Raw genomic sequence first — 24158 nt, forward strand, 5'->3', positions numbered from 1 at the left:
GGTCAGATCCAGATTTCAGGTGGTACGGCTTGAAAAATCGACCCGTACCAAAGCCGTACCAAGATCCCCAAGCCGTACCAGCCGTACCAAAGCCGTACCACCCCAAAACAGCATCTGACCAGCCGAAACACGCCGTTGGTACGGCTGGTACGGCTGGTACGGCTCACCCCCTCCCAACCTGCCGCCTACAGCTCGCCAACCACGACGGATCACCCACTCACTCGACCTGTGCATCGGAGGCCAAGCGATGAGCAAGCACACCCGCCGCGACCACCTGACCGTCGCTGATTCGCGAGAGGACATCACCGATTCCCTCCCGATCCTTTGGACGTCGCGGGAGGTGGCGGAAGCCCTGAAGGTCACCCCTTCGACTCTCTGCCGCTGGCGAGCGACCGGCAAGGGCCCACGGGTCTACTGGCTTTCCCCGGACTCCCCCCGCTACCGCCGTAGTGACGTCCTGGCCTGGCTTGAGGAGGTGGCCGCGTGAACGTCCGAAAGATGCCGAACGGCCGATGGCAGGCCCGCCTGAAGCAGGGACGTGCCGACATCGGAACGAAGATGTTCGATACGCGTCGCGAGGCTGTCGACTGGCTCACCCGCGAGCGTGCGGCGCTCGCGGGCGGGTTCGACCGTCGCGCTGGACAGGTGACCGTGCGTAAGGCTCTGCCGATGTGGCTGGAGGAGCGCAAGACCACCGTCGCTCCCAAGACGTACGTTGCCGATGCAGCGGTCGTACGGCTCACCCCGACGTCACTCGCGGCCCTTCAGATCGGCAGCGTCACCGAACGCGAGGTCTCACGCGCGCTGGTGTCCCTGCGCCGTCGCGGGCTCGCCGAGAAGTCGGTCAAGCGATACCGCGCCTCGCTGGCGTCGTTCTTCGCCTGGGCCGTGCGCGAGCGCATGGTCCAGCACAACCCTGTAACCCCAACCAGAGTGCCTAAAGCGAGCGAGGTCGCGACGGAGATGCAGCCGTTCAGCGAGGCAGAATTAGAAACGCTCGTCGCTGACGCCGCCCAGCTCGCCTCCCGCGATTCGGTGAGCCTGATCCGCGCCACGGACAGGGCCCGCGACCTGGCGCGGCTCGCGGACATTCTGTTGGTCGCGGGATGGACCGGGCTTCGGTGGTCTGAACTGCGCGAGGTGAGGGTTAGCGACATCGCGCTGCAGCCGATTCCGGGCATCTATGTGCGGCGCGCTGCCCCTGAAGGCGGCGAGGCCAAACGGACCAAGTCGGGTAAGTCGAGGTTCGTCCCGCTCGCCGATCGGGTACTCCCCACCGTCATGAAACTCATGGCCGGGCGCACGAGCCGAGATCTGGTCTTCGTGACCGCCACCGGTCATCGACTGCACGTGAGCGCCGTCAAGCGCGCCGTCGACTGGGAGCTGATCTCCCACGGCCGGCGGATTCACGATCTGCGCCACACCGCTGCCTGCCTGTGGCTCGCAAAGGGCGTCCCCGCAACGACGGTGCAGGCCTGGATGGGACATGCGTCGATCGCCACGACGAACATCTACTTGCACCACCTCGGAACCGTCGCCGACGAGACTGGATTGGCCCGTCTGAACGGCGCGGGGGGAATCCGGGGGGAATCGTCACCGAAACGGCAGCCCTAGACACGAAGAACCCCCGTCTTTCCTGCCGTGTTCTGGCTGGTCAGACGGGGGTTTCTGTCGGAGCCGCCTGTCGGAATCGAACCGACGACCTTCTCATTACGAGTGAGACGCTCTACCGACTGAGCTAAGGCGGCGCACCGTCATCCGTTACCGCATGAAGCGGGTTTGGCTGAGCGGACCGGACGAGTGTACCGAGACTGCGCGCTCGATACTAAACCGGTGCGCGTCGACCTGCTGCTCGATGGTCATGCGGGTGGGCTTGCCCTTGCCGATGAGGCGGCCCAAGCGGCGTACGCCGTGCTTCATTGTTGCTCTGCTCCCCTGTGAACATGGATCTGCCACCGACTGCGGACACAGTGGTGGTGATTCAAGGATGACCGGTGACGACTCATAGAGGTAGACGATCTTTCCTTTAAAAGACATAGGATGTCTCTATGTTGTCGCTGCACCAGCTCCGCGTGTTCCTCGCGGTCTACGAGCATGGCTCGCTGACCGCGGCGGCCGAGGAGCTCGGTTATGCGCAGCCGTCCATCTCGGAGCAGGTCAGAAGCCTGGAGCGTACGCTCGGCGTCCAGCTCTTCCGACGCGTCGGGCGCGGGGTGGTTCCGACGGGGGTGGCCGACGAGCTGCGACCGCACGCGGAGCGCGCGGTCGGGGCCGCAGAAGAAGCCCGCAAGGCCGTGCAGGCCGTGAAACAGTTCGAGACCGGAACGATCCGATTCGGAATGTTCGGGATCGCACGACTCTATGGCGGGGCCGGGCTGGTGGCCGACGTGCTCGACCGATATCCGGGCGTGCGAGTCGAGCTGATCGGGCAGAACTCCACCGAGGTCCAGGACGACCTGCGCCGCGGACGGCTCGAAGCGGCGATGCTGCTCGTCGGCAGCGTCTCCGGCCCGGGGCTGAAGGTCACACCTGTCGCTCGCGACGAGCTCGTCTACATCTCGGCGGATCCGGCCCACCTGGCCACGCCGGTCACTGCGCACCGGCTCTCGCTGGCAACACTGGTCATGTCCGACACGAGCTGGAGCTCCGAGGACCCCACCCGAGTCACCATCCGCAACCTGCTCCACGAGACCGGGCGCAACCCGCCCAGTCGGATCGAGGTGGAGGACATCGAGACGGCCGTCGAACTCGTGGGGATGGGATACGCCGACAGCGTCATCGCCAAGGGAGCAGCCGAACAGCTGCTCCCCCGGCTGGCACCGAAAGCCGGTTGGGTGTCACTGCGACCCCGGACGTACGACACCTTCGCCATCGTCCACCGCAACGACGCCACCCTCTCCCCCGCCGCCACCCTGATGATCGAGCTGGCCACCAAGCGGATCCAGGCCATCGCGGACCCCGTCCACCGGCGATAGAGGCCGGTCCTCCATCAAGGCGGTGTCCTGAGCTTGTCGAAGGGTATGCAGGCAAAGGCCTACATCCCGCGCGGAACTCCGCTGGGGATGTGAGCTTTCCCCTGCATACCTTGACGAACGGACAAGCTCATTCGCAGCCGTAGCCGTCGTTGTCCCGGTCGAGACGCCACGGGTCGGAGCTGTTGTTGACCCGTACCGGCTTCTTGTACGACGGGATCTGGCCGCAGTCGAGGTCGTTGCCGCTGGTCGCGTTGTATACCTTCACGCCATTCCGGTACGTGTAGTCCAGGCCTGATGTCGTGGTCGTGCCGCCTCGCTTCTTCAGGTAGAACGACGCGGACACGTCGGCCCGTCGGTTGGCGTCGCCGGCGAACTTCCAGCGGAAATAGCGGCTGACCTTCGGGGTCACGATCACGGCGCACTTGCCGTAGCGGTTCGTGACACAGGAGGCCACGTTGGTCCAGCGGCCGCTGGCCTTCTTCTGCAGATGGATGCGCTTGCCCTTGACCGCGCGGCCGCCGGCGGTCAACTTGCCGACGGGGCGGTATGACCTCGTCCCGTACCTGTTGGCGGAGACCTTGACGACCTTGGTGACCACCTTGGCGACGGTCCCTGGGGGCGTGGCGGCGTGGGCGGCGGGCTGATTGATGACGGGGGCTACCGCGATCGCCAAGGCGGCGACTGCGGTGGCAGCGAAGACCTTCGTCGTCGAACGGATTCGCTGGTGCATGATCACGTAGGCGTGACCCTTCTTCTCGTGGTGACGGCTTGCGGTTGAGATCCTCTTGGCCAGAGAGATCAACCGGGGCGTCACGACGAGAACCCACCCGAGATGGGGTATATCCGCTAGTTCTGCGGCGTCAGCACTCCAAGCCGTCTTCGGGGACCTTGCCGTCGACGAGGTAGTCGTCGATGGCGTCGTCCACGCAGCCGTTGCCCTGCATGTAGCCGGTGTGGCCGTCGCCGTCACGGGAGACGAGTACGCCGGAGTCGAGTGCCTCCGCGAGGTCCTCGGCCCACTCGTAGGGGGTGGCCGGGTCACGGGTGGTGCCGATGACGACGATCGGGTTGGAGCCCTCGGCGTCGATCTCCGGCTCGGGCTCGGTGGCCTCGAACTTCTCCGCGGCGCAGCCGGTGAGCATCCAGGCGAGGGCGGCGCCGAAGGTGGGAGCGGCCTTCTCGAAGGCGGGCAGCTGCTTGCGTACCTCTGCCGGGGTGAGGCCGGAGGAGTCGTCGAGGCAGTTGATCGCCCAGTTGGCCTCCATCGTGTTGTTGATGTAGCCGGCCTCGGGGTCACGCCCGGCGTACTGGTCCGAGAGGTTCATCAGCTGGGAGCCGTCGCCCTTCAGCGCCGCCTGGAGGGCGTCGGTGAGGTAGGGCCAGTAAGACTCGACGTAGAGCGGGGTGATCAGGCCGTAGAGGGCGTTGCCGGCAGTCAGCTCGCGGTCACCTGCCGGCAGCGGCTCGGCGTCGATGTCGGCCAACAGCTTCTGAACCCGCTCGACGCCCTCGTCGACGGAGTCGCCGAGGAAGCAGCTGCCCTCATCGACGCAGCTCTCGACATAGGAGCGGAGCGCGACCTCGAAGCCCTTCGCCTGCGCCAGGTTGGAGTCGATCACGCTCAGTCCGGGGGCGATCGCACCGTCGAGCACGAAGCGGCCGACGCGGTCGGGGTAGAGCTCGGCGTAGGTCGAGCCGAGCTGGGTCCCGTAGGAGGCGCCGAAGTAGTCGAGCTGGTCCTCACCCAGGGCCGCCCGCAGTACGTCCATGTCGCGGGCCGCCTCGACGGTGCTGACGTGGGCGGAGATCCCGTCCTTCTGCTTGGCGCAGCCGTTGGCCATCTCCACGCCGGTGCCGACGTAGGCCTTCTCCTCGGCGAGGTCGTCGGGGTCGGGGTCGACGGCGATGTAGGCGTCCAAGGCGTCGTCGGGGAGGCAGTCGACCGGGGTGCTCTGCCCGACACCACGCGGGTCGAACCCGACGATGTCGTAGGAGTCGCGGACCTTGGATCCGAAGGACTGGTTGTTGTAGAGGGCGTAGTCGATGCCCGAACCGCCCGGGCCACCCGGGTTGATCGCCAGGGAGCCGATCTTCTTCTTGTTGGCCGGGTCCTTGATCACCGCGACGTCGATGGTGCGGCCGGTCGGTTCGGAGTAGTCGAGCGGGACCTCGAGGGTCGCGCACTCGAAAGCACCGTTGCACTTCTTCCAGTCGAGCTTCTGGCTGTAGAAGGACTGCAAACCTTCGGACGGGGCCGCGGTCGCCGATGCGCTCGGGCTCACCCGGTCGGCGTCGGGGGTGCCGCCGCCGGCACCACAGCCAGCGGTGAGCACGGCCAGGGCGGTCAGGGCGATCACGACTTGGGGTTTCACTGATCTCCTCCGGGTGGCAACAGCGCCACCATCATGGCTTCCAGGACCAACTGGGGCTGCACGTTGAACTCCAGCAGCTGCTCTCGGGCTTCGAAGATCGCACTGATGCGCTGCAGGTTGATCTCGGGCGTGGAGCGCTCGACGAGCTGCTCGATCTCGCGTCGGTGCTCCTCGTTGACCAGCGCCACAGGAGCGCCGGCGGCCAAGGTGATCGCGTCGCGATAGATCGAGACCAGGTCCATCAGGCCCCGGTCGATCACGTCGCGGTGGCGGCGGGTGGCCCGGCGCTTCTGATCCTTCTCGAGCGCGGCCAGCGCGGGACCGTATTCACGCGGGCGACGCCCTCGGTCGACCACGCCATAGCCCGCGTCGAGGTCGGCCTTCTCCTTCGCGTCGAGGTCGGCGGTGACCGCGTCGGCCTCCTCCTTCGACACCGCGGCGAGCTCGCCGGCGGCCCTGAGCGCGTCTGCGAGGGTGGTCAGCCGGGTCGGATAGGCGACCACCTGCTCGCGTCGCCGCCGGGTGTCGTCGTCGCGGGCCAGCGCCTTGGCCCGGCCGATGTGGCCCTGGCTCGCGCGCGCCGCGTAGGCGCCGCGCGCCTCGTCGACCCCGAGCGTACGCTGCAGGAAGGCCGACACGTCGGGGGTCGTCGGCGTTGTCAGGGTGACCAGGCGGCACCGGGACCGGATGGTCGGGAGGACGTCCTCGACCGTCGGCGCGCAGAGCATCCACACCGTGCGGGCGCCGGGCTCCTCGACCGCCTTGAGCAGCGCGTTGTTGGCCTGGTCGGTGAGCCGGTCGGCGTCCTCGATGATCAGGATCTGCCAGCGGCTTCCAGCCGGGGAGAGGGCGGACTGACGCACGAGATCGCGGATCTCATCGACCCCGAGAGTCAGCTTCTCGGTGCGGACCAGGTTGACGTCGGCGTGGCTCCCGGCGAGCACCGTGTGGCACTCATGGCAGTGGCCGCAACCGCCGTTCGGGCACTGGAGCGCCGCAGCGAAGGCGATCGCGACGTTGGAGCGTCCGGAGCCTGGCGGCCCGGTGAAGAGCCAGGACTGGGTCATCCCCTTGCCGAAGCTGCGCCCGAGGCCATCGGTCGAGCCGGTCGCGGCGGTCTGCAACGTCGAGATGATGTGGCGCTGGCCGACGAGGTTGTCCCAGACCGACCGGCCGGCCGAGGTGGTGACGCTCATGCGCTCACCGTCCGGCGGAGCTTGGGCTCGAGGCGCGCCAGCACCGCCGCGTGGATCTCCTCGACCGGGGCGCGGGCGTCCAGGACCAGATAGTGATCGGGATCTCGTTTCGCGAGCGCGACGAACGCCTCGCGCACCCGCTGGTGGAACTCCACCGACTCCTGCTCCATCCGGTCGCGCTCCTCGAACCGGGTGAACCCGGCCGCCGGATCCAGGTCGAGCAGCACGGTCAGGTGGGGCCGCAGGTCGGCGGTCGCCCACCGCGCGACCTCCTCGAGCTGCGCGGCGTCCAGCACCCGGCCGGCGCCCTGGTAGGCCAGCATCGAGTCGACGTAGCGATCGGTGACGACCACCTCGCCACGCTCCAGCGCCGGGCGCACCATCGACTCGATGTGCTCAGCCTTGTCGGCAGCGAACAACAGCGCCTCGGTCCGGTCGTCGAGATCGCCGGTCTCGGGGGACAGCACGATGCGGCGTACGTCCTTGCCTACGGCCGTGTCTCCCGGCTCGAAGGTCAGCAGGACCCGGTGGCCGCGGGCGGTCAGCGCCTCGTGGAGCAGTCGGGACTGGGTCGACTTGCCCGATCCCTCGCCACCCTCGAAACAGACGAAGACACCGCGCTCTGCGTAGACACCCGGAAACCTCACGAGGCAAACCTACGGGGTGGGACCGACAACCCTGAGGTACGCCGCCCGCCGGTGGAGCGATTGAGGCTGTCGAAGCCCGCACCACCGGGTTAAGGTTCGGGTCGTCCTCACGCTCAACCAAGGAGTCTCCGGTGATCTACGTCCTGATCGTCCTGCTGCTGGCCGCCGTCGCGGTCGCGGCCTACCTGCTCTGGAGGAGCCGGCAGCAGCCGACGGCACAGAAGGAGCCCGACGACTTCATCGGCGACCAGCACAAGCACGCCTCCGACCAGCTGCGCCAGGTGCGCAACGGCGACGTCATCGAATACCTCGGCCACAACTGGTTCGTCCGCGGACGGATCGACTTCGACGAGCACGGCTACCGCTGGACCGAGCACATGCTCGACGACGCCGAGGGCAAGAAGTGGCTCTCGATCGAGGACGACGAGGGATTCGAGGTCTCGCTGTGGCACGCGATCCCGCTCGGCGACATCGAGCAGGGCGCAGTGGGTGACCGTGACGTCATCGTCGGCGGTGTCGCCTACCGGCTCCAGGAGAAGGGCACGGCCAGCTTCACCGCGACCGGCGCGACCGGCACCGCGCCGTCCGGGTCGGCCGACTACGCCGACTACAAGTCGGTCGACGGCAGACTGCTCGGCTTCGAGAAGTGGGGCAGCAACTGGGAGCCCTCCCTCGGCGAGGTGCTGCAGCCGTTCGAGCTGACCGTCTACCCCTCCACCGACCGGCCCGCGACGCTGGACGACGAGTGACGCTTCTCGACATCCCGTTCGTGGACGTACGCGGCGACACCCTGCGCTGGACCCTCGCGCCGGTCCCGTGCACGCCGCTGGCTTCCCGGACGGTGCTGCTCGAGGGTGGGGTGAGCGTCACGCTGAGCGTCCTGGGCGCCAGCCACCAGGTCGTCGTACGCCGCGACGAGGGAGTAACCGCGCGAAGCGCGGACCGTCCGCTCCTGCACGAGACCGTCGCATGCGGGCTCGCCGAGGCCGCGCCGCTTGCCGCCGAGCACTCGACGGACGGCTACCGTCTCGCCTCGCACGTGAGGGAGGTGGGGCCCGACGAGCTCGCCGCGGAGGCGTCGCGGCTCGTCGAGGGGTTGAGCGGGCGTACGGATGCCGTCGTCGCGCACTTCCCGGGCGACCCGCACGCGGTGACCGCCCTGGCTCTGGACGGGGTGGGCGGCACGTCGGCCGGGGAGATCACCTGGCGCACCTGGCACACCTACCCACAGACCGGCGAGATCGTCGCCACCACCACCAGCTACCGGCCTGAGGAGGTCGCACGTGTCTGACCCGAATGCCTCCGGGGGCCCGAACCGCAAGCTGATCGGCTGGTCGATCGTCGCCGTCTGCGTCGTGATCGCCCTCATCATCGCGATCGTCGTCTCCTCGGGCGGCGACAGCAGCCCCGAGAAGTACCTGCGCAAGAACTTCGACCACGTGAGCGGCACCGACCCCGACACCGATGCCGGGATCGTCTTCGAGGACGACGGCACCGTGACCTCGGTCGCCAGCAAGATCGCGGCCGACACGGACGCCGACGAGAACCGCGCTGACGGCTCCAACCAGTACCTGCGCTACGACGACGACTGGCTGGTCGTGGTCGAGCCGCGGGATCCGTCGGGGTCGACGATCACCCTCTACGAGTACGACCGCGGCTATCGCAATCACGCCACGGTGATCGGGCTGTGGGGCTGGAGCAGCTTCTACGGCCGCAACACCGGTGGCGGCAGCAGCGGCGGTTCCTTCCGCGGCGGCGGCAGCGGATCCGGCAAGTGACCACCTCAGACTTGGAGATGAACGATGAATGACCTCTTGAGCGGACTGCTGTCCACCGTCGCCTTCGCCGCCCTCGGGCTGGTGCTGCTGGTGGTCGGCTTCTATGTGATCGACCTGCTCACGCCCGGCAAGCTGGGGCAGCTGATCTTCGTGGAGCACCGCCGCGACCCGGCGCTGCTGCTCGGCTCCTCTGTCCTCGCGATCGCCACGATCGTGGCCACCTCGATCTACACCGCGGAGGCGGACACGCTCCATGGTCTCGCCGAGACGGCGGCGTACGGATTCGTCGGGATCTTCCTGCTGGCGGTCTCCTTCGTGATCCTCGACCTGCTGACCCCTGGGCGGCTCGGTGAGCTGATGACCGACGACAAGGACGACCCCGCGATCTGGGTCACCGTCGCGGTGCAGCTGTCCGTCGGCGTGATCGTGGCGGCCTCGATCACGTGAGTCTCACGCTTCCCTCGTTGTCTGCGATGCCGGAGGGACGGGCGGCCCGGCTGCTCGTCCTCGCGGCGGTGTTCGTCTGCGCCGCCTGCGGGCTGGTCTACGAGCTCGCGCTGGTGACGCTGGGAAGCTATCTGCTCGGCAACTCGATCGCGCAGACCTCGTTGGTGATCGCGGTGTCGATGTTCGCCATGGGCATCGGCGCCGTGCTCGCCAAGCCGCTCACCGCGCGGCCGCTGCGCGCCTTCGTGGGCGTGGAGATCGCGCTGGCTGCGGTCGGCGGCGCCTCGGTGCCGGCGCTCTACGCCTCGTTCGCGTGGCTGCATCTCTACACGCCGATGATGCTCCTGGTGACGTTCCTGATCGGCGCGCTGGTCGGGGCCGAGATCCCGCTGCTGATGGAGCTCCTGCAGCGGCTCCGGCGTCAGCAGGCCTCGCACGCGGTCGCCGACATCAACGCGGTCGACTACGTGGGTGCGCTCCTCGGCGGGCTGGCCTTCCCGTTCCTGCTGTTGCCGACGCTGGGGCTGCTGGTGGGGACCGTGGCCACCGCGGCGCTCAACGTCATCGCGGCATGGATGGTCGGAGTGGCGCTGGCCGGCTCACGCGGGCAGCGCGGGCTCGTCTCGGCGGTCTGCGGGGTGCTCGCCGTCGCGCTCGGCACCACCGCGGTGATGGCCGACAGCTTCGAGCTCAGCGCCCGGCAGGCCCTCTACCGCGACCCGATCATCCACTCCGAGCGCTCGACCTATCAGGAGATCGTGGTGACTCGAGGTGCTCCGGTCGGGCCGGAGTTCGACGACGTACGCCTCTTCCTCGACGGTGACCTGCAGTTCTCCTCGCTGGACGAGTACCGCTATCACGAGATGCTCGTCCACCCGGCGATGAACGGGCCGCACCAGCGAGTCCTGATCCTCGGCGGCGGCGACGGGCTCGGTGCCCGCGAGGTGCTGCGCTATCAGTCGGTGTCCTCGGTGACGCTGGTCGATCTCGACCCCGCTGTGGTGTCGCTGGCGCGATCCTTCGAGCCGGTCTCGTCGCTGACCTCGGGCTCGCTGGAGGACTCCCGCCTGACGTACGTCGCCGCCGACGCGTTCTCCTGGGTTCGGGACTACTCGGGGGCACCGTTCGACGTGGTCATCGCCGACTTCCCGGACCCGGACTCGACCGCACTGGCCAAGCTCTACTCGGTCGAGAACTACAGCATGATCGCGCGGCTGCTGGCTCCGTCCGGGCGGATGGTGGTGCAGGCGGGCAGCCCGTTCTTCGCGCCGGACGCGTTCTGGTCGGTGAGGCACACGCTCGCCGAGGCCGGTTACCGGACCACCCCCTACCAGGCCGACGTGCCTTCCTTCGGCAACTGGGGATACATCCTGGCCGGACGGGAGTCGTCAGCTCCCGTCCTCGCGCTCGACGACGAGGCGCCGGGCGGGCTGCGCTATGCCAGCGACTCCGTGCTCGCGGCCGCCTCCTCGTTCCCGCCGGACCGTGCCGAGCGGCCGACCTCGGTCACCACGCTGCTGGATCCGGCGATTCTCGACTACGCCCGAAAGGGCTGGGTGGGTTACTGATGTTCTTCCTGATCCGACTGGTCCGACGGACCTCTCAGCACTCCGCGTGGGTGCTCCCGCTCGCGATCACCGGCTTCGTCTTCGTCACCGGCTGGATCGCGATGGCGTTGGCCCAGCCAGGCAGCGAGATCGCACAGCCGGCCAACTACTGGTGGTGGTTCCTGGTCACAGCGACCACGGTCGGCTACGGCGACTTCTTCCCGGAGACCACCGGGGGCCGGCTCGTCGGGGCGTACGTCGTCTTCGGCTCCATCACCACCCTCGCCATCTTGTTCAGCCGGATCTCGGCAATCATCGAGAACGCCAAAGGACGCCGCATGCGTGGAGAGATCGACTTCAGCGGACAGAACCACATCGTTCTGCTCGGCTACACCGCCGGCCGCACCGAGCGGCTCCTGGTCGAGCTGCTCGCCGAGCCCGAGCGAGAGGTCGTGCTCGCGACCTGGGAGGACCAGCTCTCCGAGCACCCGCAGCCCGGGGAGCACCGCCTCCACTTCGTACGCGGCGACATCACCGATCTCGACGTGCTCGCTCGCACCGGGCTGTCCGGTGCGCACAGCGTGCTCATCGACGCGCGCGACGACAACGAGGCGGTCACGCTCACCGTCGCCGCCAACGCGGCCGCTCCCTCGGTGCACACGATCGTGGCGCTGCGGGACCTTCGGGTACAGCGGACGATCTTCCGCGTCGACACCACCGTCCACTGCATCCAGTGGCACAACACCCAGCTGATCGCCGAGGAGCTCAGCGACCCGGGGATCGCGGAGGTCTACCAGGAGCTCGCCACCTCCGGCGGCAAGGGCACCTACTCGCTCACGGTGCCGTCCGGGGCTGCGACGGTGGCCGCCGGCACCTGGCAGTCCGCCCTCGGTCGCTCGCACAGCGCCACGGTCCTGGCCGTCCGCACCGCCGACGGCATCCAGGTCAGCCCGTCGTGGGACCTGCCCGTCGCTCCTGGGGCACGGCTCTTCTACATCGCCGACGAGCGCCTGGACTACGACGAGGTCGCCGGGTCGCTCGGCTGACGGGTGGTCTCGAGTGCCACCTTGCAGCCGGTTGTGAAGCTGAGAGTGACCTATTGGCCACGCTCAGCTTCACAACCTGATCAAGACTTCTTGGCCGCAGCCTTCTTGGTCGTCTTCTTGGCGGTCGACTTCTTCGCCGGGGCCTTCTTCGTGGCCTTCTTGGCCGTCTTCTTGGCCGTCTTCTTCGTGGTCCGCTTGGCGCTCTTCTTCGCCGGGCCCTTGGCGCGCTTGTCGGCGAGCAGCTCGGCGGCGCGATCGGCGGTCAGGGTCTCGAGGTCGTCGGCGGCCCGGAGGGTGGCGTTGTACTCACCGTCGGTCACGTAGGGACCGAAGCGGCCGTCCTTGACCACCATCGGCTGCCCGGAGACCGGGTCAGGGCCGAGCTCCTTGAGCGGCGGCTTGGCTGCGGCCCGGCCACGCTGCTTCGGCTGGGCGTAGATCTGCTCAGCCTCCTCGAGCGTGATCGTGAGCAGCTGGTCCTCCGAGCCCAAGGTCCGCGAGTCGGTGCCCTTCTTCAGGTAGGGCCCGTAGCGGCCGTTCTGGGCGGTGATCTCCTCGCCGTCGGCGGCGGTGCCGACGACCCGGGGAAGAGTCAGCAGCTTGACCGCGTCCTCGAGCGTGATGGTCTGAAGACTCATCGACTTGAACAGGCTCGCCGTGCGGGGCTTGGCGCTCTTCTTCGCGTCTTCCGGGAGCTGCTCGGTGACGTAGGGACCGAAGCGGCCGCTCTTGGCGACGACGGTGAGCCCGGTGTCGGGGTGGACGCCGAGGTTCAGCTCCTCACCGGCCGGGTTGGCGAAGAGCTCCTTCGCCTTCTCCAGGGTGAGCTCGTCGGGAGGCAGGTCGTCGGGGACGTTGGCGCGCACCGCGAACGGGGTGCCGTCGTCGCCTGGGCCCTCGATGTAGGGACCGTAGCGACCGACTCGGAGGTTGACCCCGGACTCCGGGTCGTCGACCGGGAACGTCGCCAGCTCGCGCGCGTCGATTTCGCCGAGACCGTCGACCAGCGGCTTGAGGCCCTTGACCCGCTCGGAGCCGAAGTAGAACTCCCCGAGCTCGGTGGTCATGTCCTTGACGCCCCTGGCGATCTCGTCGAGGTTCTCCTCCATGCTCGCCGTGAACCGGTAGTCGATCTGCCGAGGGAAGTGCTCCTCCAGCAGCCTGACCACCGAGAACGCGACCCAGGCAGGAACCAGGGCGGTGCCCTTCTTGAAGACGTAGCCACGGTTGATGATCGTCTGGATGATGCTCGCGTAGGTCGACGGGCGGCCGATCTCGCGCTCCTCGAGCTCGCGGACCAGGGTCGCCTCGGTGTAGCGAGCCGGAGGCTTGGTCTCGTGACCGTCGGCGGTGAGGCTGGCCGCGTTGACCGTGTCCCCCTCGGCGAGGTTCGGGAGCCGGGTCTGCTGGTCGTCGGAGGTCTGCTCGGCGGAGTCGGTGCCCTCGACGTACGCCTTCAGGAAGCCGTGGAAGGTGATCACCCGGCCGGTCGCGGAGAAGACCACGTCCTCACCGGTGGTCGCCTGGGCGCCCAGCCGGATGGCGACGGAACGGCCGACGGCGTCCTTCATCTGGGAGGCGACGGTGCGCATCCAGATCAGCTCGTAGAGACGGAACTGGTCTCCGGCGAGGCCGGTCTGCGCAGGGGTCCGGAAAGAGTCACCGGCGGGGCGGATGGCCTCGTGGGCCTCCTGGGCGTTCTTGACCTTGGAGGCGTACGTCCGCGGAGCGTCGGGCAGGTATTCAGCGCCGTAGAGCTCCCTGACCTGAGCGCGGGCGGCGCTGATCGCGTCGCCGCTCAGGGTGGTGGAGTCCGTACGCATGTAGGTGATGAAGCCGTTCTCGTAGAGGCGCTGGGCGACCGACATGGTCGTCGACGCGGTCATCCCGAGCTTGCGGCTGGCCTCCTGCTGCATCGTTGTGGTGCGGAAGGGGGCGTAGGGGCTGCGCTTGTAGGGCTTCGACTCGACGGAGCGAACCTCGTAGGTCTGTCCCTCGAGACCGGCGACCAGGGCCTCGGCCCGACCGCGGTCGAGGTGGACGACCTTGTCGCTCTTCAACAGACCGTCGGGACCGAAGTCGGTTCCGCGGGCGACGCGGCCGCCGTCGATCGAGGTGATCTTGGCCGGGAACATCCGCGGATCGTGCTGCGAGCCGGCGTCGAAGGTGCCGGCGAGATCCCAGTAGGAGGCGGTGTGGAAGGCGATCCGCTCGCGCTCGCGGTCGACGACCAGGCGGGTGGCGACGGACTGGACCCGACCGGCGCTCAGTCGGGGCATGACCTTCTTCCAGAGCACCGGCGAGATCTCGTAGCCGTAGAGACGGTCGAGGATCCGTCGGCTCTCCTGAGCCTCCACGAGGTCCATGTCGAGCTCGCGAGGGTTCTCCGCGGCCGCCAGGATCGCGGGCTTGGTGATCTCGTGGAAGACCATCCGCTTGACCGGGATGCCCTTCTTCGGCTTCAGCTCGTCGAGGAGGTGCCAGGCGATCGCCTCTCCCTCGCGGTCCTCATCGGTGGCGAGGTAGAGCTCATCGGCGTCCTTGAGGAGCGACTTGAGCTTGGCGATCTGCTTCTTCTTGTCGCTGGGCACGACGTAATAAGGAGTGAAGCCGTTGTCGACATCGACGCCGAAGCGTCCCCACGGCTTGTCCTTGATCTTGGCGGGAGTGTCTGCCGCGCTCTGCGGAAGGTCGCGGATGTGCCCCACGGAGGCCTCGACGACATACCCCTGTCCGAGGTATCCGCCGATCTTCTGTGCCTTCGCCGGGGACTCGACGATCACCAACTTGTGTGCCACTGACGTCCTTATCTCACTGCAGCAGAGCCTGGCACCACTGACAAGCTCTGGCGAGCCACGTTAGCGCGTGCCTCCAGCCGGCATGGGTCCAGTCACCGCGGTTCATGCGGCACTGAGCTCTCGGACAACATGGCGTGTTGCCTTGGGCGCCGCGAAGACAATACCTAGCACGCTCAGGAGCGGGAGCGTGAAATCGGTGTCTCATCGTGGTCACCGCCGGATCGCCTCTGAGGCGGCAGGAGAGCGACTCGAACGGTTCTGTCGGTGGTCGTCCGTATGGTGTCTTCCGAGGACGGCGAGACCAATCAACCGAGAGGTCTCTGCTGATGAACGACACCGAATACATCGACACTGAATACATCGACTACGTGGAAGGTCTGGCCACTCCCCCGGAGCATCTGGTGTGCTCCGAGTGCGCCCAGCTGCTCACCCGGACCAACCTGATCCTGGAGCGGCTGGAGGCCGAGCTGACCCGGCCGCGCTGGCCGGAGTCGGCGACGCCGTCGCGACCGGATCACGAGGTGGCGCTGGACTGGCTGGCCGCGCTGTGCGGCGGCCACGAGGCGGTCACGGCGCTGGATGCCGCGCCGCTGACCGAGGACGCGCTGGACCTTCCGATCGTGGAGGATGCGGCGGGGCGTACGCAGCTGGAGGCGGTGGCCGCCCTGCTGGACGAGGTCGCGGCGGACTTCCCGGTCGAGGTTGCCTTCGCGCTACGGCGAGCGCTGCTGCGGCTGTGGGAGATCGACCCGCTCGTCGTCGACCGGCCCACGCCGCCGGCTCAAGTGGCAGCCGGGATCGTGTGGACGGTCCTGGGCGCCAACGGACTGGCCGGGCCGGGTGGTCTGGTCACCGCGACCGCGCTCAAGGAGCGGCTGGGTGTGAAGAAGATGCCGTCGGCCTACGGCAAGCAGCTGGCCGCCGCGCTCCGCGGTTTCTGGCCGTGGCAGACCCAGCGACCGTGGGGTCTGCGCGACCTCCCCGACCTCGAGCCGCTCGGCTATCCCGACCTGCTCGTCTCGAGCGTGCGCAGACGCCTGATCAGGCTGCGGGACCAGGCGTGCCTTGTGCAAGATGGTTGATGCACGGGCTGACCTGCTCCGCGACGGCCACCCCGCGCATCAACCATCTAGCCGGAGGAAACCCTCGCTGACCAGCTCCTGGGCGATCGGCAGATAGCTGCTCCGCACGACGGCGGGGTCGCGGTCGAGGATCTGCGCGAGCGCGTCGAGGATCTGGCCGACAGCCAGGTCGCCGTCGCACGCGCCCGCGAAGGCCGCCTCGATTGTGTCGGCCTGGCGGGCGCGGCGCAGGCCACGCTGCTGGCGCAGCACGACGGTGCTCGGGTCCTCGGCGCCGGGCTGGCCCAGAGTCTCCTGCTGGATGTCTTCAGCGAGCACCAGGATCGACTCTTCGGTGACCTCGACGCGAGCGGCGTCGCCCCATGCCTTCAGCGCCGGCGCGATCGGCTGCTCGACGTCGTAGGGCCACTCGAGGAGCTCGCGCTTCGGGTCGCTGACGTCGGTGCGGTGCAAGTTGATCCAGCCGAACCCGACGCCCTCGATCCTCTGCTCCTCGAACCACGACAGCCAGGTGTCGTAGCGGGTCAGGTAGTCCTCGGAACCGTGGTGTCCGGAGTCCTTGAGCCAGAGCTCGACGTACGACGCAGGGTCGAGCACCTCACGCTGGACCACGAACGCGTCGACGTCGGCGCCGAGCCACCCCTCGAGGCGGTCGTCCCAGGGCTTGTCCTCGGAGATGATCCAGTTGCCCAGGATCTGACACCAGCCACCCTCGGCGAGCATGCCCGGTGCGGCCCTGACGATGTCCTCGACCACCCGGTCACCCGGGAGGCCGGAGTCGCGGTAGACCAGGCGCTCGCCGGTCGCCGGGCTGATCACGAACGGCGGGTTGGTGGCGATCAGATCGAAGCGCTCGCCGGCGACAGGCTCGAAGAACGACCCGTTGCGTACGTCGATCCGGTCTGCGACGTCGTTGAGCGCGGCGTTGAACGCGGTGATCCACAGGGCTCGCTGGTTCACGTCGGTCGCGACCACTCGGTCGCTGTGCGTGGCGAGGTGGAGGGCCTGGACGCCGCAGCCGGTGCCGAGGTCGAGCGCCGTGCCGACCTGGTCGCGGATGGTCAGCTGCGCGAGCGAGGTCGAGGCTGGGCTGATCCCGAGCACGTGCTCGTGGCCGATGCGCTGGGGGCCGCCGTCGAGCCCCGGGGTGAGGTCGGAGACGACCCACAGGGCGGTGTCATCGGTGGCGTACGGGCGGACGTCGAGACGGGCGGCGACCTCGCCCACCGACTGCTCCAGGATCCCCTCGACGGCAAGCCGGTCGACGAGCCCGGGGAGGGCCGCTTCGGCGTGGTCTAGCGGCACCGTCGTCTGCAGCAGGAAGAGTCGGATGAGAGTCTCGAGCGGCGAGCCACCGTGGGTGCGACGACGGCCCGGCAGGGTCTCGTTTCGACTCAGCGCGCTGTGAGCGGTCGGACCGAGCAGCTCGGCGACGGAGTCGTAGGAGAAGTCGGCCTGCTGGAGGGCGTCACGAAGTCGGTGCGGGAGATCACTCACACCTGGAGCCTAATGCGGCAGCGGTGTCAGCCTGCGGCCGCGCCCTCGGCGCTGGCGTGGATGTCGAAGACCTTGGCGAGGCCGGTGATCCGGAAGATCTTGAGCAGCCGCTCCTGCGTGCAGACGAGACGGAGCATGCCGTTGTGCTGGCGCACCTTCTTCAGTCCACCCACCAAGACGCCGAGGCCGGTGGAGTCGAGGAACTCCACGGCTTCGAGGTCGACGACGATGTCGTAGTGCCCTCTGGCGACGAGCTCGGTGATCTTGTCCCTCAGCTTCGGCGCGGTATAGACGTCGATCTCGCCGCCCACGGCCACAACGGTGGCCGAGTCGAGCTCGCGAGTCGCAAGCGTCAGATCCACTTCGAAGTTCTCCTGCCAAGGAACGTGAGACAACCGGCTCAGGTATCGACCATCCGCGAGTCCGATACCCGGAGTCGATCGTAATGTAACCACGGCTCACCAGGATGCGCGCAAGAAACTCGCAACGTCATCCGCCAGATACGGGACCGCAAGCGTGGCGGCCATCCGGATTCTGGGAGAATCATGAAGGTGTTGACGACAGCGACCGGTGACCTCGTACGCCGGCTGGCTGCCGTCCCGGGCCGCGAGGACCGGCTCGCCCACCTCGAGCAGGTCCCGCCGAGAGAGGCGGTCTACGCAGACTGGCCGACCTGGGCTTCGGCCGAGGTGGTCGGCGCCTTCACCGCTCGCGGGATCGAGCGGCCCTGGCAGCATCAGGCAGTGGTCGCCGAGGCCGCCCACGATGGCAGCCACGTGATCGTCTCGACCGGCACCGCCTCCGGGAAGTCGCTGGCCTATCAGCTGCCCGCGCTGACCGCGATCCGAGACGGACGTGGTCCACGTGGCGAACGCGGCGCCGGCGTCCTCTACCTCGCGCCCACCAAGGCCCTCGCCCAGGACCAGCTGAGCGGACTGCGCGAGCTCGGCGTCGACGTGCGTGCGGTGACTCACGACGGCGACAGCACCCGGGAGCAGCGGGACTGGGCTCGCGACTTCGGTGAGTACATCCTGACCAACCCCGACATGCTGCATCGGTCTCTGCTTCCCGGTCATCAGCGGTGGGCCGCCTACTTCCGCTCGCTGCGCTATGTCGTCATCGACGAGTGTCATCACTACCGCGGCGTCTTCGGGGCGCACGTCTCGCACGTGCTACGGCGGTTGCGGCGCATCTGCGCCCTCTACGGTTCGTCGCCGACGTTCATCCTGGCCTCGGCGACGGTCGCCGAACCGTCGACGGCAGGCGAGCGACTCATCGGCCTTCCCGTGCTCCCGGTGACCGCCGACGCCTCCCCACGCGGCGAGCTCTCGATCGCCCTGTGGCAGCCGCCGCTGACGACCTACGCCGGGGAGAACGGCGCCCCCGTGCGCCGCGCGGCCTCCGCCGAGACCGCCGACCTCCTCGCCGACCTGGTCTCCTCGGACGTGCGCACCCTGGCCTTCGTACGCTCCCGGGTCGGTGCCGAGCAGGTCGCCCTGTCCGCAGCGGCCGAGCTAGCCGAGGTCGATCCGTCGCTGCCGGGTCGCGTCGCTTCGTACCGCGGCGGCTATCTGCCCGAGGAACGCCGGGCCATCGAGGCCTCGCTGCGCTCCGGCGAGCTGATGGGCCTGGCGGCGACGAACGCTCTCGAGCTCGGGATCGATATCAGCGGGTTGGACGCGGTCCTGCTGGCCGGCTATCCGGGCAGGCGATCGGCCTTCTGGCAGCAGATCGGCCGTGCGGGGAGGGGCGCGGGTGACGCGCTCGGCATCCTGGTCGCCCGCGACGACCCGCTGGACACCTACCTCGTCACTCATCCGGACGCATTGCTCGGCCAGCCCGTCGAGGCCATCGTCTTCGACCCGGCGAACCCCTACGTCGTCGGCCCGCACCTGTGCGCCGCCGCGCAGGAGCTGCCGCTGACGGAGCCGGACCTGCCGCTCTTCGGTCCGGGCGCCCGCGAGATCCTGGACAGCCTGGTCGCCTCGGGGCTGCTCCGCAAGCGGGCTCGTGGTTGGTACTGGACCGACCGTCGCCGCGCCGCCGATCTCGCCGACATCCGCTCGTCGGGCGGCTCCCAGGTGCAGCTGATCGAGGCCGAGACCGGCCGCGTCGTCGGCACGGTCGACGCGGCCAGCTCGCACGCGAGCGCGCATGCGGGCGCCGTCTACGTCCACCGCGGCGAGACCTATCTCGTGCATGAGCTCGATCTCGACGAGAACGTCGCGGTCATCTCCCGCGACGATCCTGGCTACTCCACGTCCGCCCGGGAGATCACCGAGATCTCGATCGTCGCCGAGCGTGAGCATGCCGGCTGGGGAGAGTGTCGCCTGGCGTACGGCGATGTCGACGTCACCCATCAGGTCGTCTCGTTCCTGCGCCGGCGCCAGCCGAGCGGCGAGGTGCTCGGCGAGGAGCTTCTGGACCTCCCCGAACGTACGCTGCGTACCTCCGCCGTCTGGTGGACCGTGCCCGCCTCGGCCCTCGAGGCGGCCGGCTTGAAGCAGGCCGACATCCCGGGCGCCGCCCACGCCGCCGAGCACTGCTCGATCGGCCTGCTGCCGCTGATCGCGACGTGTGACCGCTGGGACATCGGCGGCGTGAGCACCGCGTCCCATCCGGACACCGGCATGCTCACCGTCTTCGTCTACGACGGCCATCCCGGTGGCGCCGGGTTCTCCGAGCGCGGATTCCGTGCCGCCCGGGACTGGTTGGGCGCCACGTTGGAGACCATCGAGGCGTGCGAGTGCGACGACGGCTGTCCCTCCTGCGTGCAGTCGCCCAAGTGCGGCAACCAGAACAATCCGCTCGACAAGCAGGGCGCGATCGTGTTGTTGCGGCTGCTGCTCTCCGCGAGGTCGCGCGGGTAGGGGCGCCGTCGCGAGCGTCGCGAGACGGGTGTGCTGGCAAGGCGGCGCCTCGAAGGCGGTCTGGTTGACCGTCGAGAGGCGACAACGCAGCCAGCGCGCCCGTATCGCGGCGCGCAGCAGGCGCGCCTACCCGCGCGCGACCTCGCAATAGGCCTAGTCTGGGGAAATGTTGATCTTGGGCCTCGTGCTGATCGTCGTCGCAGCAGTCCTCATCGTTCTGGGTCTCTTCACGACCGGCAACGGCAATCTCGATGACCCGACCGCGACCATGCTCGGCCTGCCGGTCGGTGCGACGCCGATCTTCGTGATCGGCCTCGTCGCCGGCGTCCTGCTCCTCTTCGGCATCTCGCTCACCAAGTGGGGCGGCAAGCTCCAGATGAAGTACATGAAGCAGAAGCGCGAGATGCGGACCATGGCCAAGACGCTCCAGGACAACACGCCCGAGTCGAAGGACGAGGCGTAGTTCTCAATTCGGAGCATCGCGTAGGGTCTCCGCAGCCCTGATATTTGCTATTGCAAAGGCGCCAGGCAGCCGATAAGTTTGCGATAGCAAACCACCAAGGAGGATACGTGTCCCCCACACGTCGCGGACCCCAACTAGCCCTCGCGTTCACCATCATCGCCCTTTCCCTGCCTACCAGCCCCGCTGTTGCCGACGACACCGGCGGCACCGACAGCACCGAGAACCAGCGGCTCCAGCTGGTCCTGGACGCGTCCGGCTCGATGAAGGAACCCGCAGCCAAGGGCACCAAGATCCAAGCCGCCCGCAAGGCTCTCGGCCATGTCATCGACACCCTGCCCGACCAGGCCCAGGTAGGCCTGCGGGTCTATGGGGCCAAGGTCAGCACCGGGCCCAAAGCCTGCACCGACTCCCAGGAGATCGTCGCCCCCGGAACCGACAACCGCGACCAGCTCCGCGACGCGATCACGGCCTACAAGCCCCTCGGTGAAACCCCTATCGGATATGCCCTCCAGCAGGCAGGAAAAGACCTCGGCAGCGAAGGCAAACGCACCATCGTCCTGGTCTCCGACGGCGAGCCCACCTGCTCCCCCGATCCCTGCAAGGTCGCCAAGAAGCTCTCCCGGGACGGCATCGACCTCAAGATCGATGTCGTCGGGCTCTCGGTCGATGCCAAGACCCGCAAGAAGCTCCGCTGCATCGCCGACGCGGGACACGGCAGCTACTTCGACGCCGACGACGCCGAATCGCTCACCGAACGGCTCACCGTCACCTCCACCCGGGCCTTCCGGCCCTTCGACTTCTCCGGGACTCCCGTGACCGGATCGGCGAACCCGCTGGACGCGCCCGAGATCGGCGTGGGCCAGTACCTCGACCAGCTGCCGGCAAAGGACGGCGTCACCTTCTACAAGATCCCGCGTACGGTCCCTGGTTCCACCATCCATGTCGGCACCACCGCCCGTACGACAGTCGAAGGCGGCGGCACCGGGCTCTTGATGACGCTGAGCGACGACCCCAACGGCGTGACCGAGTGTGACCGCGCCACCTCGTTCGATGGGATCTCCGGGGGCGTCAGGCTGTTGAACGCGAGCCTCAACAGCTGGTCGTCCAACTCGAACGACAGCTGCTCCACGGTCGACTTCCTGGTGCTGGGCATCAAGCAGTCGATCAACAACGACCTCGAGGACAGTCCCGTCGAGATCGTGGTCTTCGAGGAGCCTCCGCTGGCCGAAGGCTCGGAGCAGAGCCTTCCGCCTGCCGACAAGGCGATCGAGTGGGAGCCGATGACTCCCGGCACGTCGACCAGCGAGGTCGTCCCCGGGACCAGCATCGCGAGCGCTCCCGAGATCGAGCCCGGCAGCTACAGGCTCGACATCCGCTCCGGCGAGCGTCAGGTCTTCGCGATCCCTCTGAACTGGGGCGAGCGCCTTCAGGTGCAGATCGACGCCGACCTGTCGGAGAAGACCATCAACACCCACAGCGTCAACGGCGGCTTCGAGCCCAACATCATCAGCCCGACCCGCGGCGACGAGACCTACAACTTCGGCATCCACATGCCCGACGACTGGTCCGACCTGCCGCTCGCCAACATGCCGAACGTCGACAGCTGGCATTGGCGAAAGGGCGCGGCCAGCCACCCGGTGAGCTACCTCAACCGCACGGTCGTCGACCAAGACATGGTCGCCTCTTCTCTGGCCGGCTATCGCTACATCGACGTCGGCTACAACATCGACAACCCAGATGCCGTCGTCGAGTACGACCTGACGGTCAAGGTCCTCGGCCAAGCAGGCGACGGTGAACCCGAGTACGCCGAGGACGGCGACGCGGTCGCTCCGGACAGCGACCAGGGCGTCGCGGTCGAACCACAAGAGCCCGCCAAGTCGGGCCCGACAACCGATGACGACTTCCCCGTCGTCGGTGCGACACTCACCGGCGTCGGCGGGCTCGTGCTGGTCGGCGGGCTCATCGCCACCGTTCTGGCCATGCGCAAGCGCCGTCAGATCAGCTGAAGAGCATCCAGACGCCCGTCGACAGCAATCCCAACCCCACGATGGTCGCCAGCATGCCGAGCACCGCTGATCGGGCCCACGGGGTTCGAGCAGGAACTCGAGATCGGGGATGAGTAGGCAGGTCGAGATGCTCCAGCACCTCGACCTGCCTGCCCTCGTCATCGGGCGCAACGCCCTCAGGCGGAACCTGGCCGGTCTGCCCAAGCAAGCGACGGGCGTCCAGGGCCGAGGCCGGCCGGAGGGCCGGGTCTCTGCTCGTCAGAGAGCGAGCCACATCCCACAGCCGCTGATCGACACCGTCAGGAGCGACCGCCGCCAGGCTTCCGCTTTCTGCGGGAGGTCGGGTAGCCGTCAGCATCTCCATGAGCACGACGCCAGCCGCCCACAGATCCTGCGCTGGGCTCGGATCACTCATCGCGCCCTGCTCGGGGGCGCGATAGCCAGGCGTACCCAGCAGCTGATAGGCCTCGGTCAACCGCGGCTCCTCGGCGGCGATCGCAATGCCAAAGTCCGAGAGACGCAGATGCGGGCGCCCCAGCCCGGTCGGCTCCAGCAACAGGTTGCCGGGCTTCACGTCGCGATGAACGATCCCGGCGCTGTGCACCGCGTCGAGCGCGACGAGCAGCTGATCGAGCAGGCATGCGGCCCACTGCCCGGGCAAGGGGCCGTAGTCCTTCAGCAGACTGTGCACCGATCCACCGCGTACGAGGTCCATCGTGAACAGAACCCGATCGTCCTCGGCCGACCAGCCCAGCGGTGACACACAATGCTCACTGTCGATCCGGAACGACTGCTCACGGACAAAGCGGATCAACGACGCAGCGTCGCTGTGGCGCAGCATCTTGGCAGCACGATGGACGCCCTCACGCTGATCCCAGGCGAGCCAGACCGTCCCCATGCCGCCTTCACCGATGGGTTCGAGAAGCTCGTAGCGGCCCGCGAAGACCTCACCCATCGTTGACACCGAAGGTCTGCAGGAGCTTGGCGATCGCCGGATGACTCGCGCGCAGCTGCTCGGCTGCCGCTGCGAACTCTTGGGGTGACGCCGCAGCACGGAACACCGCGCGTACGGCTGCAGGGTCGGCTTCGGTGTGATGCGTGACGACCGCCTCCGAGGTGCGCGCAGCCTCGAGCTGTCGTACGGCATCGTCGAGCGACTGCTCACCTGCGGCGACGCGGGACGCGGCGGCGTACATCAGCTGCAGGCGTTTGACCGCCGCAGGATTGCCGATCTTGACCCTCCGCGCATTCATGAGCTGCGACAGCATCGGCGCTGAGATGCCCAACAGATCGGCGACCCTGACCTGCGTCAACGACAACACCGAGGAGCACCGCTTGATCAAGTCACCGAGCGGTTCACCATAGAGGTGGGCCTGTGCCCGTCGGTTGTCATCCGCGCTGCTTGCGGTCATGGCGGTCACACTATCGAGATGA

Annotated in this window: 22 protein-coding genes and 1 tRNA gene; 13 read left to right on the forward strand and 10 right to left on the reverse strand. The window is 68.0% G+C overall.

Annotated features, from left to right (window positions below; translation table 11 throughout):
* The first annotated feature begins 247 nt into the window (after positions 1–247).
* Both ABZZ22_RS14215 and ABZZ22_RS14220 read left to right on the forward strand, forming a co-directional pair.
* Complete coding sequence (locus tag ABZZ22_RS14215; RefSeq protein WP_354932343.1) at positions 248–487, forward strand: helix-turn-helix domain-containing protein; 240 nt, start codon at positions 248–250, stop codon at positions 485–487.
* Positions 484–1614, forward strand: a complete 1131-nt coding sequence (locus ABZZ22_RS14220; RefSeq protein ID WP_354932345.1) for a site-specific integrase — start codon at positions 484–486, stop codon at positions 1612–1614. The genes ABZZ22_RS14215 and ABZZ22_RS14220 overlap by 4 nt, the downstream gene beginning before the upstream one ends.
* 61 nt (positions 1615–1675) lie before the next feature.
* Here the strand turns inward: ABZZ22_RS14220 and ABZZ22_RS14225 are convergent.
* A tRNA-Thr gene (locus ABZZ22_RS14225) sits at positions 1676–1748 on the reverse strand.
* Positions 1749–2048: 300 nt separating this feature from the next.
* Between ABZZ22_RS14225 and ABZZ22_RS14230 the strand changes: the two genes are divergently transcribed.
* Entirely contained in the window at positions 2049–2975 is a 927-nt protein-coding gene (locus ABZZ22_RS14230) for a LysR family transcriptional regulator (protein ID WP_354932347.1), read from the forward strand.
* Positions 2976–3102: 127 nt separating this feature from the next.
* Here ABZZ22_RS14230 and ABZZ22_RS14235 read toward each other — a convergent pair whose 3' ends face one another.
* The 4 genes from ABZZ22_RS14235 to tmk all read right to left on the reverse strand — a co-directional run bounded on the left by ABZZ22_RS14235 (position 3103) and on the right by tmk (position 7190).
* Complete coding sequence (locus ABZZ22_RS14235) at positions 3103–3705, reverse strand: excalibur calcium-binding domain-containing protein (RefSeq protein WP_354932439.1); 603 nt, start codon at positions 3703–3705, stop codon at positions 3103–3105.
* Positions 3706–3835: 130 nt separating this feature from the next.
* Positions 3836–5347: an alpha/beta hydrolase gene (locus tag ABZZ22_RS14240; RefSeq protein ID WP_354932349.1), complete on the reverse strand. Its 1512-nt coding sequence runs from the start codon at positions 5345–5347 to the stop codon at positions 3836–3838.
* Positions 5344–6543: a DNA polymerase III subunit delta' gene (locus ABZZ22_RS14245; RefSeq protein WP_354932351.1), complete on the reverse strand. Its 1200-nt coding sequence runs from the start codon at positions 6541–6543 to the stop codon at positions 5344–5346. Before ABZZ22_RS14245 ends, ABZZ22_RS14240 begins: the two co-directional genes overlap by 4 nt.
* Positions 6540–7190, reverse strand: coding sequence for a dTMP kinase (gene tmk, locus ABZZ22_RS14250; RefSeq protein ID WP_354932353.1), 651 nt, complete (start codon positions 7188–7190; stop codon positions 6540–6542). The genes ABZZ22_RS14245 and tmk overlap by 4 nt, the downstream gene beginning before the upstream one ends.
* A 131-nt stretch (positions 7191–7321) precedes the next feature.
* On the opposite strand from tmk, the gene ABZZ22_RS14255 reads away from it, so the two are divergent.
* The 6 genes from ABZZ22_RS14255 to ABZZ22_RS14280 are packed head-to-tail and all read left to right on the forward strand — an operon-like array spanning position 7322 to position 12008.
* Entirely contained in the window at positions 7322–7939 is a 618-nt protein-coding gene (locus tag ABZZ22_RS14255) for a DUF4178 domain-containing protein (RefSeq protein ID WP_354932355.1), read from the forward strand.
* A complete protein-coding gene (locus tag ABZZ22_RS14260) occupies positions 7936–8481 on the forward strand; it encodes a DUF2617 family protein (RefSeq protein ID WP_354932357.1) in 546 nt (181 codons plus the stop codon). The genes ABZZ22_RS14255 and ABZZ22_RS14260 overlap by 4 nt, the downstream gene beginning before the upstream one ends.
* Complete coding sequence (locus ABZZ22_RS14265; protein WP_354932359.1) at positions 8474–8968, forward strand: DUF4247 domain-containing protein; 495 nt, start codon at positions 8474–8476, stop codon at positions 8966–8968. Before ABZZ22_RS14260 ends, ABZZ22_RS14265 begins: the two co-directional genes overlap by 8 nt.
* A gap of 24 nt (positions 8969–8992) precedes the next feature.
* Entirely contained in the window at positions 8993–9415 is a 423-nt protein-coding gene (locus ABZZ22_RS14270; RefSeq protein WP_354932361.1) for a DUF350 domain-containing protein, read from the forward strand.
* Positions 9416–9441: 26 nt separating this feature from the next.
* Positions 9442–10983, forward strand: a complete 1542-nt coding sequence (locus ABZZ22_RS14275) for a polyamine aminopropyltransferase (RefSeq protein ID WP_354932441.1) — start codon at positions 9442–9444, stop codon at positions 10981–10983.
* A complete protein-coding gene (locus tag ABZZ22_RS14280) occupies positions 10983–12008 on the forward strand; it encodes an ion channel (protein WP_354932363.1) in 1026 nt (341 codons plus the stop codon). The genes ABZZ22_RS14275 and ABZZ22_RS14280 overlap by 1 nt, the downstream gene beginning before the upstream one ends.
* An 80-nt stretch (positions 12009–12088) precedes the next feature.
* Here the strand turns inward: ABZZ22_RS14280 and topA are convergent, their stop codons facing one another.
* A complete protein-coding gene (gene topA, locus ABZZ22_RS14285; RefSeq protein ID WP_354932365.1) occupies positions 12089–14806 on the reverse strand; it encodes a type I DNA topoisomerase in 2718 nt (905 codons plus the stop codon).
* A gap of 326 nt (positions 14807–15132) precedes the next feature.
* Here topA and ABZZ22_RS14290 point away from each other — a divergent pair, with 326 nt between their 5' ends.
* Positions 15133–15888 (forward strand): hypothetical protein, encoded by a 756-nt coding sequence (locus ABZZ22_RS14290; RefSeq protein ID WP_354932367.1) that lies wholly within the window; start codon positions 15133–15135, stop codon positions 15886–15888.
* Between the two features lie 39 nt (positions 15889–15927).
* On the opposite strand, the gene ABZZ22_RS14295 is transcribed toward ABZZ22_RS14290, so the two are convergent.
* Both ABZZ22_RS14295 and ABZZ22_RS14300 read right to left on the reverse strand, forming a co-directional pair.
* On the reverse strand, positions 15928–17385 hold the full coding sequence (locus ABZZ22_RS14295; protein ID WP_354932369.1) for a methyltransferase: 1458 nt from the start codon (positions 17383–17385) through the stop codon (positions 15928–15930).
* A gap of 26 nt (positions 17386–17411) precedes the next feature.
* On the reverse strand, positions 17412–17747 hold the full coding sequence (locus ABZZ22_RS14300; protein ID WP_189117522.1) for an anti-sigma factor antagonist: 336 nt from the start codon (positions 17745–17747) through the stop codon (positions 17412–17414).
* Between the two features lie 183 nt (positions 17748–17930).
* Here ABZZ22_RS14300 and ABZZ22_RS14305 point away from each other — a divergent pair, with 183 nt between their 5' ends.
* From ABZZ22_RS14305 to ABZZ22_RS14315, 3 genes are all read left to right on the forward strand, one after another.
* Positions 17931–20255: a DEAD/DEAH box helicase gene (locus ABZZ22_RS14305; protein WP_354932371.1), complete on the forward strand. Its 2325-nt coding sequence runs from the start codon at positions 17931–17933 to the stop codon at positions 20253–20255.
* 166 nt (positions 20256–20421) lie between these two features.
* Positions 20422–20718 carry a hypothetical protein gene (locus tag ABZZ22_RS14310; protein ID WP_354932373.1) on the forward strand — a complete coding sequence of 99 codons (297 nt, stop codon included), beginning with the start codon at positions 20422–20424 and terminating at the stop codon, positions 20716–20718.
* A gap of 107 nt (positions 20719–20825) precedes the next feature.
* Complete coding sequence (locus tag ABZZ22_RS14315) at positions 20826–22724, forward strand: VWA domain-containing protein (protein ID WP_354932375.1); 1899 nt, start codon at positions 20826–20828, stop codon at positions 22722–22724.
* Here ABZZ22_RS14315 and ABZZ22_RS14320 read toward each other — a convergent pair.
* Both ABZZ22_RS14320 and ABZZ22_RS14325 read right to left on the reverse strand, forming a co-directional pair.
* Positions 22717–23679 carry a serine/threonine-protein kinase gene (locus tag ABZZ22_RS14320; RefSeq protein WP_354932377.1) on the reverse strand — a complete coding sequence of 321 codons (963 nt, stop codon included), beginning with the start codon at positions 23677–23679 and terminating at the stop codon, positions 22717–22719. The two genes, ABZZ22_RS14315 and ABZZ22_RS14320, sit on opposite strands and share 8 nt — an antisense overlap.
* Entirely contained in the window at positions 23672–24136 is a 465-nt protein-coding gene (locus tag ABZZ22_RS14325) for a DNA-binding protein (RefSeq protein ID WP_354932379.1), read from the reverse strand. The genes ABZZ22_RS14320 and ABZZ22_RS14325 overlap by 8 nt, the downstream gene beginning before the upstream one ends.
* Positions 24137–24158: the final 22 nt, after the last annotated feature.

The organism is Nocardioides sp. NPDC006273, from assembly GCF_040613495.1.
In the GTDB taxonomy this organism is placed as follows: Bacteria; Actinomycetota; Actinomycetes; order Propionibacteriales; family Nocardioidaceae; genus Nocardioides.